Below are 13,394 nucleotides of genomic sequence, written 5' to 3'. Positions count from 1 at the left end.
CGTGTGGCTTATTTCACCGTCCAGCCTTTGTAGCTGCTGACATTGTTACGATCGATCAGCGTTACCGGAATCAGCACCGGCTTATCCGGCGCTGGCTTGCCCTGCAGGATGTCATAGCCAATCTCCACTGCTTTAGCCGCCATCACCTGCGGATCCTGGGCAGGTGTCGCGACAAACAGCGAGCCTTTGCGCTTCAGCGCCTCTTCGCCGTCTGGCGATCCATCGACGCCGACGATAAAGAATTCGCTACGCTGCGCCTGTTTCGCCGCCAGATCGGCACCGATAGCGGTAGGATCGTTGATGGCGAACACGGCATCAATCTTCGGATTGGCCGACAGCAGGCCGGTCATCACTTCCAGTCCGCCTTCGCGACTGCCTTTGGCGTTCTGGTTGTAAGAGAGCAGTTTGATATCCGGGTGGGTTTTCAGCTCATTCATGCAGCCTTCCACGCGGTTCTGCACCGCTGACACCGGTGGTCCGTTGATGATAACCACGTTGCCTTTGGCTTTCAGGCGGTCGGAGATGTATTTACAGGCCATGGCCCCGGCCTGGGTGTTGTCAGAGGTGATGGTGGCATTGGCACCATCCGCGGCCACGTCTACCGCCACCACCACGATGCCGGCATCACGCGCACGCTTCACCGCCGGCGCGATGCCTTTGGAGTCGGCGGCGTTGAGGATGATCATGTCCACTTTAGCGGCAATGAAGTTGTCAATCTGCGCTACCTGCTGGCCAAGATCATAGCCGCTGGAGACCAGCGTCACGTTGACCTTATCGCCCGCCAGCTGACGCGCCTTGAGCTCCGCCCCTTTGGTGATCTGGACGAAGAACGGGTTAGCCAGATCGCCCACCGTCACGCCGATGGATTTCAGTTCTTTGGCCTGCACAAATGGCGCACTGAACAGCGTCGCGGCCAGCAGTCCGGTGATAATCGGATTAAAACGCATAGTCGATGTTCTCCTGCTTTTTTGGTTTTATGCCCTGATTGCCTTTGCCTTTGCCCTCACCCTAACCCTCTCCCGCGTGCGGGAGAGGGAACCGTTCTGCATAGTTTTCAGGTGAAGCTCTCGTTTTCCAGATCTTCGCTCCGGGCTGCCCCCTCTCCCGCGAGCGAGAGAGGGAACCGTTCTGCGTGGTGTTCAGGTGAAGCACTTGTTTTCTAAATCTTCTCTCCGGACAGCCCCCTCTCCCGCAAGCGGGAGAGGGTTGGGGTGAGGGCCAGGGCCAGCGGCCGCCCCTCACCCCACGTGATGCCGCGTACGGTACTTATCGATCAGCACCGCAATAATGATCACCCCGCCCTTAATCACCAGCTGCCAGAAGTACGACACGCCCATCAGCGTCATGCCGTTGTTCAGCGTGGCGATAATCAGCGCGCCAATCAGCGTGCCGGTAATGGTGCCAATGCCGCCGACAAAGCTGGTACCGCCCAGAATCACCGCGGCGATCGCGTCCAGCTCATAGCCCACGCCGAGGTTGCCGTTAGCGCTGTACAAACGCGATGCGCTCATCAGGCCACCCAGCCCGGACAGCAGACCGCTCATGGCGTAGACAAACACCAGCACCGCGCCGACTTTAATACCTGTGAGGCGCGCTGCCTGCATGTTGCCGCCCACCGCATAGATGTGCACGCCAAGCGTGGTGCGGCGCAAAATAAACCAGCACAGCGCAATCACCGCAAAGGCAATGATAATCAGCCACGGGATCGGTCCGAGATAACCGTTGCCTATCCACTCAAAGTTGATATCCGAATTGATCACCGTGGTGCCGTTAGCCAGCAGATAGGCCGCCCCGCGCAGCGCGGTATAGGTGCCCAGCGTGACGATAAACGGCGGCAGGCCCGCCCAGGCGACCAGAATGCCGTTGAACAGCCCCATGATCAGTCCGGCTCCAAGCGCGGCCGGGATGGTCAGCCCGGCAAACGCCGGATCGAGCGACACCACCATCGCCACCACCGCCGTGGTACCCAGCATTGAGCCAACCGAGAGGTCAATGCCGCCGGTGAGAATGACAAATGTCATGCCCGCCGCCAGCACAATGTTGATGGAGGCCTGACGCGTGATATTCAGCAGGTTAGCTTCGGTAAAAAAGTTCGGGGCGACAAAGCCAAATACCGCCACGATCAGGATCAGAATCGGCAAGATACCCACGGTTTGCAGCAGGTCACTCATCAACGCACGTTTTAGCGTTGGACTTTTTACGCGTGCGGTTTCACTGGTCATTCCCGTCTCCTCAGGCCTGGACCGGCTGCGCGCCGGTGGCCAGTGTCATTATGTTTTCCTGGCTAATCTGCTCGCCGCTCAGCTCACCGGCGATGGTGCCTTCGCGCATCACGTATACGCGGTCGCTCATGCCTACCACTTCCGGCAGCTCGCTGGAGATCATCAAAATCGCCACGCCCTGCTGCGCCATCTGGTTCATCATGCGGTAGATTTCACTCTTGGCGCCGACATCCACGCCGCGTGTCGGCTCATCCAGAATCAGGATGCGCGGCGCTATCGATACCCAGCGCGAAATCAGCAGCTTCTGCTGGTTGCCGCCGGATAAGCCGCCGGCGCGCACCTGGGCGTGCGGCACGCGGATATTCAGTGATTGAATCGCCTCGCTGGCGATTTTCTGCCCTTTGCGCCGGTTAAGCAGGCCGTAGCTGGCATCGCGCTCAAGTGTGGCCATCACGATGTTTTCCTGCGCCGCCAGCTCCAGAAACAGCCCCTGCTCTTTGCGGTTTTCGGTCAGGAAACCGATGCCGCGCGCAATGGCGTCTCGCGGCGAGTGAATCTGTACTTTTTCACCGTCGATCCAGATTTCCCCGCCGGCTGGCTGATGCACACCAAAAATCAGCTGCGCCAGCTCGCTGCGGCCGGCACCGACCAGCCCGGCCAGCCCGACAATCTCCCCGGCGCGTACCGCCAGGCTACAGGGATGCACCTTCCGGTTGTCGGTCAGATGATTTACCGCCAGGCGAATTTCGCCGAAGCTAATGGCGCGATCTTTGTTGAACAGATCGCTGAGCGGACGGCCAACCATCATGCGCACCAGTTCGCTGGCGTTCAGCTGTTCGCGCGTCAGGCTGCCAACGTACTGGCCGTCGCGCAGCACGCTGACGCGATCGGAGAGTTCGTACACTTCTGCCATGCGGTGGCTGATGTAGATGATCGCCATGCCTTCGCTGCGCAGGCGTTTGATCAGCGCAAACAGCTGTTCGGTTTCGCGATTCGAGAGCGCAGCGGTGGGTTCGTCCATCACCAGGATGCGGCTGTTGCGATGCAGCGCGCGGGCAATTTCCACCTGCTGCTGCTCGGCGATGCTCAGGCGGCTCACCAGATCGGTGGCGCTGAACTGCGCGCCAAGGCGGTTAATCACCTGCTGCGCTTCTTCCGCCATATGGCGACGCTTCACCAGCCCGCCACGGGAAATTTCACTGCCGAGAAAGATGTTTTCCGCCACCGTCAGATTCGGTGCCAGGTTGATTTCCTGATAAATCAGGGTGATCCCTGCCGCCAGCGCCTCTTTCGGGCCCCTGATGGCGTAGGGTTGACCATCGATAAGAATTTCCCCGCTGCTGGCGGTATACGCGCCGGCCAGAATCTTCATTAAGGTACTTTTACCGGCACCGTTTTCGCCCATCAGCGCGTGCACTTCACCCGGCCAGACGGTCAGGTCGACGCCTTTCAGCGCATAGAAGCTGCCGAAGCGCCGGGTAATTGCCCGCATTTCTAATATCGGTGTCGCCGCCATCTTCAGGCTCCTGCTGCCAGTGAATAGCCGCGAGTTAAGCAACGCCAGATAAATGGAAAATGTCAGACGCCGTTCATATTTGTCATATTGCGCTCCGGTCGCGCTTCTATACTCGCCGGAGTTGAGCGGTAAGGAGCGGCGGCAATGAGTCACAGTCTGCACTGGCACGCCGGCGCGCGCGGGCGCCTGCTGATGTTTAACCTGCTGGTGGTGAGCGTTACGCTGGCGGTGAGCCTGGTGGCTATTTTCGGTTTTCGCCACGCCGGTCACATTCAGGAGCAGGCACAGGCACAAACGCTGGCCGATATGAACGGCAGCCTGGCGCTGGCGCGTGATACGGCCAATGTCGCTATCGCCGCGGTGCGGCTGGCGCAGGTGGTGGGCGCGCTCGAATACCAGAGCGAGTCGGCGCGTCTGCAACAGACCCAGCAGGCGCTGCAGCAGTCGCTGAGTCAGTTGGCCAGCGCGCCGCTGGCCGCACAGCAGCCGGCGCTGCTGGCACGCATCCGCGAGCGCAGCCAGATGCTGGAGCAAAGCATCAGCCAGCTGCTGCTGGAGGGGCATCAGCGCCATTTACAGCGTAACGTGATGCTCAGCGGCCTGTGGCAGGCGCAGCTGCTGCTCAACCGCATCGACCTGCTGGCCAGCGACGGTGCGTTTCTGCCGCTGCGCCAGCAGACGGCCGCGCTGTTAACCGTGGCAATTCAGTCCGCCACGCCGCAGGCCGCAGTGCAACAGCTCAACAGCGTGCTGCCGATCTGGTCTGCGCTGCCGCTGCAGGGCGTACTGGCGATGCAGCGCGCCCGGCTGGTCAGCACCAGCCAGCAGTTGCTGCCGGTGGCCGGTCAGCTGGAGCAGAGTGACATCGCCATCGCCTACGCCACGTATCGCATCAAGGCGCTGGTGGCGATGCTCAACGAAGACATCACCCACTACGTTCAGCTGGTAGCGCAGCAGAGCGATGCGCGCAGCGCCACCGCCCATCAGGAACTGGATTCAATCATCGATTTCATCGGTCTGTTTATGCTGCTGGCGCTGCTGATTACCGGTTACGCCGGTTACTACATCTACCGCAATCTCGGTTCCAGCCTTACCGCCATCGCGCACGCCATGACGCGGCTGGCGCAGGGGGAGAAAAGCGTCAGCGTGCCCGGCCTGGCACGGCGCGATGAGCTGGGCGATCTGGCGCGCGCCTTCAACGTGTTTGCCCGCAATACCGCTTCGCTGGCGCACACCTCGCAGCTACTGAAAGAGAAAAGCAACCAGCTGGAATCGACCTTCCTCGCCATGCGCGACGGCTTCGCGCTGTTTGATAACAGCGGTCAGCTGGTGGTGTGGAATGCGCAGTATGCCGAACTGCTGGGCTTCGCACCACGCGAGCTGTATCGCGGCATGCACTATCAGCGTTTGCTCGATCGCGTCGATGTGCAGCTCAGCAGCCTGCACGACGCGCAGGAAGTCAGGTTACCGGATGGCCGCACGCTGGAACTGCGCTTCAGCCCGGTGCCGCGGCGCGGCATGGTCAACACGGTGCTGGAGCGCACCTCACGTAAGGCGCTGGAAGCGGCACTGCTGCACAGCCAGAAGATGAAAGCGGTCGGTCAGCTGACCGGCGGCCTGGCGCACGATTTCAATAATTTGCTGGCGGTGATCATCGGCAGCCTGGCGCTGACCGTCGATCAGCTGCCGCCCGGCACGCTGGCCAGCCGCATTGAGCGCGCGCGGCTGGCCGCCGATCGTGCCGCACAGCTGACGCAGCGTCTGCTGGCCTTCTCACGCAAGCAGGCGCTTTATCCGCGTGCCGTTGCGGTGGTGGAGCTGGTGGAAAATCTGCAGTCGCTGCTGCAGCACTCCCTGCTGCCCGGCCAGCATCTGGTGGTGGATGCGCAGCGCCCCGGCTGGCCGGCGTGGATTGATGCCGGCCAGCTGGAGAACGCCCTGATGAATCTGGTGGTGAACGCGCGCGATGCCATGGAGCGCCAGAGCGGCGAGATCCGCCTGCGCATCTGGAATCAGCGGATTCAGGAGGCCGATGGCAAGCGCGACCGCGTCACCATTGAAGTGATTGACCACGGCTGCGGCATGTCCGCCGAGGTGCGGGAACAGGTGTTTGAACCCTTCTTTACCACCAAAGCCACCGGCAGCGGCAGCGGGCTGGGGCTGTCGATGGTGTACGGATTTGTGCGCCAGTCCGGCGGACAGATCGAACTGGAGACCGCGCCGGGCCAGGGCACCACGGTGCGTCTGCTGCTGCCGCGCGCGCCGGAAGCCGCGCAGCCGCTGGTGAGCGCGCCGGTGCTGACGCCGCGCGCCAGCCGCGATCGCCTGATACTGGTGCTGGATGACGAGCCGGCGGTGCGCCAGACGCTGTGCGAACATCTGCATCAGCTGGGTTATCTGACGCTGGAGTGTGCTGACGGCGAGAGCGCGTTGACGCTGCTGCGCCAGACGCCGGATATCGATTTGCTGATCAGTGACCTGATGCTGCCGGGTGCCCTGAACGGTGCGGATGTGATTCGTCAGGCGCAGCAGCAGTGGCCACAGCTGGCCACCCTGCTGATCAGCGGTCAGGATCTGCGCCAGACACCGGTGACGCTGCCGCTGTGTGAACGGCTGGCGAAACCCTGGCAGCAGGCGCAGCTGGTGCAGGCGCTGGAGCGCGCCTGGCAGCGCAGTGAACGGCTCAGTCGCGCGCGGCAGGCTGCCACAGCGGCACCCCTTTCCCGGTGATGTAGCGTTTACGCAGCCGGCTGGAGATGGCGTCCATCACCATCACCACCACCACCAGAATCACGGTGAGGAACATCACCACATCCCAGTTCCACAGGCGCATATTTTCGGCATAGACCAGCCCGACGCCACCGGCACCGACAAAGCCCAGCACCGCCGCCGAGCGGGTGTTGGATTCAATCTGATACAGACTCAGCGCGAGAAAGGTGGGAAACGATTGGGTAAAAATGCCATAACGGTGTTTTTGCAGGCTGTTGGCCCCCACTGCGCTCAGGCCGCGACTGGGTGAGCGTTCAACCGCTTCATGCCCTTCGGCATACAGCTTGCCCAGCAGGCCGATGTCCTGCATCACAATCGCCAGCACCCCGGCCAGCGGCCCCATGCCTACCGCCCGCACGAAGATCAATCCCCAGATGGCCATGTCGATGCCGCGCAGCACATCCAGCAGCCGGCGCACCAGCAGCGATATTGGCCGCGTCAGCGGATCGTGCATCACATTGCGCGCTGCCAGAAAGGAGACCGGCAGCGCGATGACGGTGGCGGTGAGCGTGCCGGCAAACACGATCGCCAGCGTGATGCCGACCTGCGAGAAATAGTAGCCAAACGGCCAGTTGACGAAATCCTGCCAGACGAACATGCGCAGGAAATAGCGTCCGAGCTGCTGGCAGCCGATGACAAAGCGCTGCCAGTCGATGCCGAACACGCTGAAGAAGAACAGATAGTAGAGCACCAGCGCCAGTGCAATCAGCGCGATGCGGCGCAGATAACGGTTTTGCGCGGCAAACAGTGCAGCATGCTGCTGTTTCAGTTTCGCCACGTCGGGCGCTAAGGCGATCATTTTACGTCTCCTTCAACCACACGGCGGCGCAGCCAGCCGGATAGCGTATCCAGCAGCGACACCACCACGATGATCAGCAGCAGCGTCATGCTGACCTGATCGTAGCGATCCAGTTTGATGTTGGTCATCAGCTCCTGACCGATGCCGCCCGCGCCCACCAGCCCGAGGATGGTGGAGGAGCGGAAGTTAATTTCCAGCCGCATAAAGCTGTAGGAGAGAAAGGTCGGTTTCACCTGCGGCCAGAAGGCGAAGCGCATACGCTGCAGCTTGCTGGCACCACAGGCGGCGAGACCGCGCACCGGTTTATCGGAGGCGCTCTCAATCGATTCGTAGAACAGTTTGGTCAGACTGCCGATGGTGTGCAGCGCCAGCGCCAGAAAGCCGGGGATAGCGCCGATGCCGAACGCCATCACGAACATTACCGCCCACGCCAGCTCCGGCATGGTACGCAGGAAGGCAACAAAGGCGCGAATCGCCATGCGCAGGCTGCGCGGCGTCTGGGTGTTATCAGCGGCGAAAAACGCCAGCACGGCGGCAATCAGTACTGCAATCAGGGTGGAGGACAGCGCCAGCTGCAGGGTTTCCCAGATCAGCGGCAACTGAAAGTGCAGGCGATAGCCCCAGTAAGCCAGCGAACCTTCGGTTTTGACGTCCGCGAACAGCAGCGGCAGGTGCAGCACCGGCAGCGTCGCGCCGATGTAGTCAAAGAAATGAGGCAGCGATTGCCAGACCGTGACCAGGTTGAATTCCGCCACGTTGCCGGCCGCGAGATAGAGCGCCACCAGCAGCAGCGACCACAGCAGCGTGTCGCGCTTTTGCTGGCGGCGAATACGTTGGTAGTAGTGTTCGAAATCGGTCAAGGGAGAGATCCTTTGTTGATGGCGAGGGATTGCCCTCACCCTAACCCTCTCCCGCCAGCGGGAGAGGGAATTGTCCGGCAGTATGATGCAGGCACGTGCTCCATCCTCTACTGCCAGCGGCGAGGGAATTGTCCGGTAGCTCGTGCGGCTCCCTCTCCCCCCGGGAGAGGGCTGGGGTGAGGGAAATACCGCACAAAGCCACCCGCTCGTTACCCGCGAGCACCCTTCATCAGGTCGCGCTTCATATCAATGATATTCTGGTAATCCGCGACGCTGGCGGCGCCGATGTGCTGGGCACCGCCCACCGCTTTAACAAAGCAGCTGTGATCTTCTTTATCCAGCTTTTTGATCGCGGCCACCACTTTCGCTTTGAAGTCAGCGGGCAGGTTATTACTCACCAGAATCGGGCCGTTAGGAATCAGCGGCGACTGCCAGATGATGCGGATCTGCTTCATCAGATCCGGGTGATCCATACGAATCAGACGACCAAAGGCCCCCGAGGTATAGCCACTGTTGTAATCGCCAATCAGCGACGTCCAGGTCACCGCGCCGTCGAACTGGCCATTCAGCACGCCGAGGATGTCCTGCTCGTGGCCACCGGAAAACGTCACGCTGGAGAAGGTGTTGTTGTACTTATCGTCCACCGTACCGCCAAACTCTTTCTTAAAGGCCTGATTGGGCATCAGGAAGCCGGAGGTCGAATCCGGATCGGCCATGCCAAACGATTTACCTTTCAGATCTTCCAGCTTCTTATACGGGCTGTCGGCTTTGACGATCACCACCGAGTGGTAGCCTTTCGAGCCATCTTTGTCGTCCACCACGATACCGACGATATCCACGGCCTTCGGGTTTTGCAGATAGACCGAGGCATAAGACGCCGGCGACATGCTCAGCACCATATCGATCTTATTGCCCAGCAGCCCCTGAATCACGCCGGCATAGTCAGACGAGTTGCGCAGCTGCGTATCCACGCCCAGCTCTTTGTCGAAGAAGGTTTTCACACACTGGTTATCGCCAATCTGCTGGGTGGCGTTCTGCCCGCCCAGAATTCCCAGGTTCAGCTGTTTCGGTGCATCCGCTGCGTTAACGCCAAAAGCCATCAGAGCGCCTGTCAGTAAAGCTAAAGCAGTCAGTTTCATTGTGAGATTTTCTCTTGCCGTGGGAGTTAGTGGAGCTGGTTAATTTCGTCGCCGTACAGCGCATGCAGCAGGCTGTCGGTCAACTGAGCGGGATGGCCGTCAAACAGCACTTTGCCGCGCTGGATGCCGATCACCCGGGTGCAATACTGCTGCACCAGTTCAATCGAGTGCAGGTTGACCATCACGCTGATGCCCTGCTCGCTCACCTGGCGCAGCACATCCATGATGCGTTTGGTATTTTTGGGATCGAGCGACGCCACCGGCTCGTCGGCCAGCAGGATTTTCGGGCGCTGCATCAGCGCGCGGCAGATGGCGACGCGCTGCATCTGGCCGCCGGACAGATTCTCCGCCCGCTGCAGCGCCTGCGGCAGCATGTTCATCCACTGCAGCAGTTCAATCGCCTGCGCACGGTCGGTGTCGGAGAAGATTTTGAAAAAGGATTTCAGCGTTGAAGTCTGGCTGAGCCGGCCCAGCAGCACGTTGGTCAGCACGTCGAGGCGCGGCACCAGGCAGAAGTCCTGAAAGATCATGCCGCACTCGCTGCGCCATTCGCGCATCTGCCGGCTGTTGAGCGTCACCACATCGCGGTCCGCCTCGCCGTGACGCATGCTGAGAATCGCGCCTTCGCTGCTGGCAATGGTGCCGTTCAGCATATGCAGCAGGGTCGATTTGCCTGCGCCCGAGCGGCCGATTACCGCCACCAGCTCGCCGGCATGCAGATCGAAACTGACATCATCCAGCACGCGGTTATCACCGAAGGCTTTGCACAGCCCCTGCACCGACAGCACCTTGTCGCCATGGCGCTGGGCAGGATGTGCATTGTCGACGACGGTTTTGAGTAGTGCCTGTGCCATGTTGCGCTCCATCTCTTCTGAGGTGTTGATTGCCCGTTATTACGGACACTGGCGATGAAGGTCTGATGACAGAACCATGATTAAACGGTGACAGCGTCGCGCAAACCGACAGCAATCTGCTGGCCATCGAACGGTACGCTGACGTTTTCCGGTAACCCATTGTCCAGCAACCAGTTATCCATCTCATGTGACAGGTGCACCAGCCATGCCTGGCGCGGAGCCAGCCGGGCCACGATGTCCAGTGCGCGGGTAACGTCGTTGTGATTACCCACCGCGGCGCGCGGCGCATCGTTGCAGTCGATCACCAGCTGATCGAGCGGCTGGCCCTGCAGGAAATCGGCGGTGTCCGGCGGCAAACCACAGGTGTCGCACAGCCACGCCAGCCGCGTGCCATGCCAGTCGAACAGGTAGCCGTAAGTCAGCCGCGAATGCTGCAGTGGCAGCGCCGTCACCTGCAGGCTGCCGAAGCTGTGCGCGACAAAAGGCGTCAGCGCCGGGCGAAACGCCAGCAGGCCGGGATGCTTAAACAGATCGTCGCAGCCCTTTTCATCCGGTGGCGCCCACACCGGAATCGACGCGCCCCGGCCCCAGCGCAGACTGAACAGGCCGGCCACGTGATCCATGTGGAAATGCGTCAGCAGAATGCGGCTCAGCTCACCGGGCTGGAAGCGCTGATGCAGATCGGGCAGGCCGGCATCGAGCAGGATGCGCTCGCGACCGGTGTCGATCAGCGCGCTGGTGGCGTGACGCGCATAGCGTGGCTGCTGCCGGGCGCGTTCACAGGCGCGACAGTCGCAGCCGAACAGCGGCGCGGCCTGCACGCCGCCCGTACCGAGAAAGGTCAGATTCATGGCGGATGCTCCAGTAACTGGCGCAGCTGATGGAGCGTGTCGATCAGCACGCCGTCGTTGTTGAGCGCGTGGCAGTGGGCGGGCAGCGGTTCTGCCGCACGCGCCAGCCGTCGCTGAATGTCGGCTTCACTTTCGCGCCCGCGCTGGCGCAGCCGTGCCGCCAGCACGGCCGGCGAGACCTGCAGCACCAGCGGCAGCAGCTGCTCGCCGTAGTGCTGGCGCACGACTGGCAGATGCAGACGTGAACCGTTGACCAGCACGTTAAGACCGCGCGCCAGCCAGTGGTCAATCTCCTCGCCGAGCGCGTAGCTCAGGCCGTGTGCGCGCCAGCTGATGGCGAACAGGCCGAGCGCTTCACGCCGACGGAATTCGGCTTCGCTCAGCGCCACGTGGTTTTCACCGCCGGCATCGGCCGGCCGCGTGATATAGCGATGGGCGATCACCAGCTTGTCCGGCGGCGCCTCGCGCAGCGCGTTTAGCAGGCTGTCTTTACCCGAGCCCGAGGGCCCGGTCAGCCAGATGAGGCGCGCCATCAGAACACCAGCCTGCCCTGTGACCAGACGTGGCGAATGTGCACATGACCGTGATCGGTGTGTGCCAGCACCAGATCGGCGCGCAGCCCTTCCGCAATCGTGCCGCGATCGTGCAGGCCAATCGCCTGTGCCGGGTTACGCGTGACCAGCGCCGCCGCCTGCGGTAGCGTCAGCGCATTACGCTCGTCGGCCACCAGGCGGAATACCGCATCCAGCAGGCTGGCCGGATAGTAATCCGACGAGAGGATGTCCAGCAGGCCGTGGCTGGCCAGCTGCCACGCCGCGACATTGCCGGAGTGCGATCCGCCGCGCACAATGTTGGGCGCGCCCATCAGTACCTGCATGCCGCAGTCGCGCGAGGCGCGAGCCGCTTCCAGCGTGGTGGGAAACTCGGCAATGGCGCTGCCCACCGCGTGTGACTCCGCGACATGCGCCGCCGTGGCATCATCGTGGCTGGCAACCGGAATACCGCGCGCCTGGCACAGGCCAGCGATGGCGTTGCGGTTCGGCGTGGAGAATTCGGCAGCCAGCGCCAGCTGTTCGCGCTCAAACTGATCCATCTGCTCATCGTTGAGCTGATATTTGCCCTGATAGTAGGTGCGGTACATCTCCAGCGATGCATACTGGCGCTGGCCGGGTGAATGATCCATCAGCGACACCAGCGACAGCTCCGGGGTGCTCATCAGCGCTTCAAACAGCGGCAGCGTGGTGTGGTGCGGCAGCTCACAGCGCAGGTGCAGCTGGTGGTCGGCGCGGTTAATGCCCTTGCGGTTGCTGTCCTGAATCGCCGTAATCATTTTGCTCAGGTTTTCGAGGCGATGACCGCCGTCGCGCACGTCACCAACGCCGATGGCGTCCAGCACCGTGGTGATGCCGCTGGCGACCATCAGTGCATCGTGGCTGCTCATCGCCGAATGCGCCGGCCAGTCGACTTTGGGCCGTGGCGTGAAAAATTTATCGAGGTTGTCGGTATGCAGCTCGACCAGCCCCGGCAGCAAAAACGCGTTCCCGCCGTCCAGCGCGCCCGGCTGCTGACTGCCGCTGTCGCTGAAGCTGGCGATCCGGTCGCTGCGCATCTCCAGCGATCCGCTGACGACCTCATTTTCCAGCACCAGCCGGACATTATTCACGATCATGCCTGTTCTCCTGTGTGCAGCGGCTGCATGACGTGCAGGCGGTCGGCCACCCGGGCGCGCACCGCTTCGTCATGGAAAATACCTACGATAGCGGCGCCGCGGGCGCGCGCCTGTTCAATCAGCTCCACCACCGCCGCGCTGTTAGCGCTGTCGAGCGACGCCGTGGGTTCATCCAGCAGCAGCACCGGATAGTCAGCGATAAAGCCGCGTGCGATGTTGACGCGCTGCTGTTCCCCGCCGGAGAAGGTCGAGGGGGCCAGCGACCACAGGCGCTGCGGCACGTTAAGACGCGTCAGCAGTTCGCGGGCGCGCTGTTCACAGCGGGCGCGTTCGACGCCGCGCTCCAGCAGCGGCTGCATGACGATCTCCAGCGTCGGTACGCGCGGAATCACGCGCAGAAACTGGCTGACCCAGCCGACGGTGTCACGGCGGATCGCCAGCATCTGACGCGCCGGTGCCTGTGCCAGATCGACCCACTGGCCATGATGCTGCAGCCAGATGTGGCCGCTGTTGGCCTGATAGTTACCGTACAGCGCACGCAGCAGCGTGGATTTACCGCTGCCGGAGCGCCCGTGCAGCACCACGCATTCGCCGGCGGCCACTTCAAGGCTGGCGTGCTGCAGCACCGGCAGCTCGGCGCTGTTCTGGTTGTGCAGCACAAAGGTTTTGCTGAGATTCTCTACGCGCAAAATGGGTTGCATGTTGATGTCCTGAT

The 13,394-nt window shown here is 61.9% G+C and carries 12 protein-coding genes; 1 reads left to right on the top strand and 11 read right to left on the bottom strand.

Annotation, left to right across the window (positions count from 1 at the left end):
* Positions 1 to 8: 8 nt before the first annotated feature.
* The 3 genes from C1N60_RS07990 to C1N60_RS07980 form a co-directional block, all read right to left on the bottom strand.
* Entirely contained in the window at positions 9 to 947 is a 939-nt protein-coding gene (locus C1N60_RS07990) for an ABC transporter substrate-binding protein (protein WP_058757358.1), read from the bottom strand.
* Positions 948 to 1,238: 291 nt separating this feature from the next.
* Positions 1,239 to 2,222 (bottom strand): ABC transporter permease subunit, encoded by a 984-nt coding sequence (locus C1N60_RS07985; RefSeq protein ID WP_021509811.1) that lies wholly within the window; start codon positions 2,220 to 2,222, stop codon positions 1,239 to 1,241.
* 10 nt (positions 2,223 to 2,232) lie between these two features.
* Positions 2,233 to 3,738 (bottom strand): sugar ABC transporter ATP-binding protein, encoded by a 1,506-nt coding sequence (locus C1N60_RS07980; protein WP_394521626.1) that lies wholly within the window; start codon positions 3,736 to 3,738, stop codon positions 2,233 to 2,235.
* A gap of 144 nt (positions 3,739 to 3,882) precedes the next feature.
* Here C1N60_RS07980 and C1N60_RS07975 point away from each other — a divergent pair, with 144 nt between their 5' ends.
* Positions 3,883 to 6,468 carry an ATP-binding protein gene (locus C1N60_RS07975; RefSeq protein ID WP_394521625.1) on the top strand — a complete coding sequence of 862 codons (2,586 nt, stop codon included), beginning with the start codon at positions 3,883 to 3,885 and terminating at the stop codon, positions 6,466 to 6,468.
* Here the strand turns inward: C1N60_RS07975 and phnE (C1N60_RS07970) are convergent.
* From phnE (C1N60_RS07970) to phnL, 8 genes are all read right to left on the bottom strand, one after another.
* Positions 6,422 to 7,306: a phosphonate ABC transporter, permease protein PhnE gene (gene phnE / locus C1N60_RS07970; protein WP_058757355.1), complete on the bottom strand. Its 885-nt coding sequence runs from the start codon at positions 7,304 to 7,306 to the stop codon at positions 6,422 to 6,424. The two genes, C1N60_RS07975 and phnE (C1N60_RS07970), sit on opposite strands and share 47 nt — an antisense overlap.
* A complete protein-coding gene (phnE, locus tag C1N60_RS07965; protein WP_058757354.1) occupies positions 7,303 to 8,166 on the bottom strand; it encodes a phosphonate ABC transporter, permease protein PhnE in 864 nt (287 codons plus the stop codon). The genes phnE (C1N60_RS07970) and phnE (C1N60_RS07965) overlap by 4 nt, the downstream gene beginning before the upstream one ends.
* A 209-nt stretch (positions 8,167 to 8,375) precedes the next feature.
* Positions 8,376 to 9,305 (bottom strand): phosphonate ABC transporter substrate-binding protein, encoded by a 930-nt coding sequence (phnD, locus tag C1N60_RS07960; RefSeq protein WP_031280167.1) that lies wholly within the window; start codon positions 9,303 to 9,305, stop codon positions 8,376 to 8,378.
* A gap of 26 nt (positions 9,306 to 9,331) precedes the next feature.
* A complete protein-coding gene (gene phnC / locus C1N60_RS07955) occupies positions 9,332 to 10,159 on the bottom strand; it encodes a phosphonate ABC transporter ATP-binding protein (RefSeq protein WP_021509805.1) in 828 nt (275 codons plus the stop codon).
* 80 nt (positions 10,160 to 10,239) lie between these two features.
* Positions 10,240 to 11,010, bottom strand: a complete 771-nt coding sequence (phnP, locus tag C1N60_RS07950) for a phosphonate metabolism protein PhnP (protein ID WP_215480473.1) — start codon at positions 11,008 to 11,010, stop codon at positions 10,240 to 10,242.
* Positions 11,007 to 11,543: a ribose 1,5-bisphosphokinase gene (gene phnN, locus C1N60_RS07945; RefSeq protein ID WP_349844361.1), complete on the bottom strand. Its 537-nt coding sequence runs from the start codon at positions 11,541 to 11,543 to the stop codon at positions 11,007 to 11,009. The genes phnP and phnN overlap by 4 nt, the downstream gene beginning before the upstream one ends.
* Positions 11,543 to 12,679, bottom strand: coding sequence for an alpha-D-ribose 1-methylphosphonate 5-triphosphate diphosphatase (gene phnM, locus C1N60_RS07940; protein ID WP_394521624.1), 1,137 nt, complete (start codon positions 12,677 to 12,679; stop codon positions 11,543 to 11,545). Before phnM ends, phnN begins: the two co-directional genes overlap by 1 nt.
* Positions 12,676 to 13,380, bottom strand: a complete 705-nt coding sequence (gene phnL, locus C1N60_RS07935; RefSeq protein WP_021509801.1) for a phosphonate C-P lyase system protein PhnL — start codon at positions 13,378 to 13,380, stop codon at positions 12,676 to 12,678. Before phnL ends, phnM begins: the two co-directional genes overlap by 4 nt.
* Positions 13,381 to 13,394: the final 14 nt, after the last annotated feature.

The organism is Pantoea sp. SGAir0184, from assembly GCF_043544755.1.
The sequence above is the reverse complement of the archived record's forward strand: the minus strand, read 5'-3'. Positions and strand labels throughout refer to the sequence as shown.

Bases quoted from the DNA above. Each gene is read 5' to 3' on its own strand.
- C1N60_RS07975 (WP_394521625.1), top strand. From the start codon at position 3,883: ATGAGTCACAGTCTGCACTGGCACGCCGGCGCGCGCGGGCGCCTGCTG.
- phnL (WP_021509801.1), bottom strand. From the start codon at position 13,380: ATGCAACCCATTTTGCGCGTAGAGAATCTCAGCAAAACCTTTGTGCTG.
- C1N60_RS07980 (WP_394521626.1), bottom strand. From the start codon at position 3,738: ATGGCGGCGACACCGATATTAGAAATGCGGGCAATTACCCGGCGCTTC.
- phnD (WP_031280167.1), bottom strand. From the start codon at position 9,305: ATGAAACTGACTGCTTTAGCTTTACTGACAGGCGCTCTGATGGCTTTT.
- phnM (WP_394521624.1), bottom strand. From the start codon at position 12,679: ATGATCGTGAATAATGTCCGGCTGGTGCTGGAAAATGAGGTCGTCAGC.
- phnC (WP_021509805.1), bottom strand. From the start codon at position 10,159: ATGGCACAGGCACTACTCAAAACCGTCGTCGACAATGCACATCCTGCC.
- C1N60_RS07985 (WP_021509811.1), bottom strand. From the start codon at position 2,222: ATGACCAGTGAAACCGCACGCGTAAAAAGTCCAACGCTAAAACGTGCG.
- phnN (WP_349844361.1), bottom strand. From the start codon at position 11,543: ATGGCGCGCCTCATCTGGCTGACCGGGCCCTCGGGCTCGGGTAAAGAC.
- C1N60_RS07990 (WP_058757358.1), bottom strand. From the start codon at position 947: ATGCGTTTTAATCCGATTATCACCGGACTGCTGGCCGCGACGCTGTTC.
- phnP (WP_215480473.1), bottom strand. From the start codon at position 11,010: ATGAATCTGACCTTTCTCGGTACGGGCGGCGTGCAGGCCGCGCCGCTG.
- phnE (WP_058757355.1), bottom strand. From the start codon at position 7,306: ATGATCGCCTTAGCGCCCGACGTGGCGAAACTGAAACAGCAGCATGCT.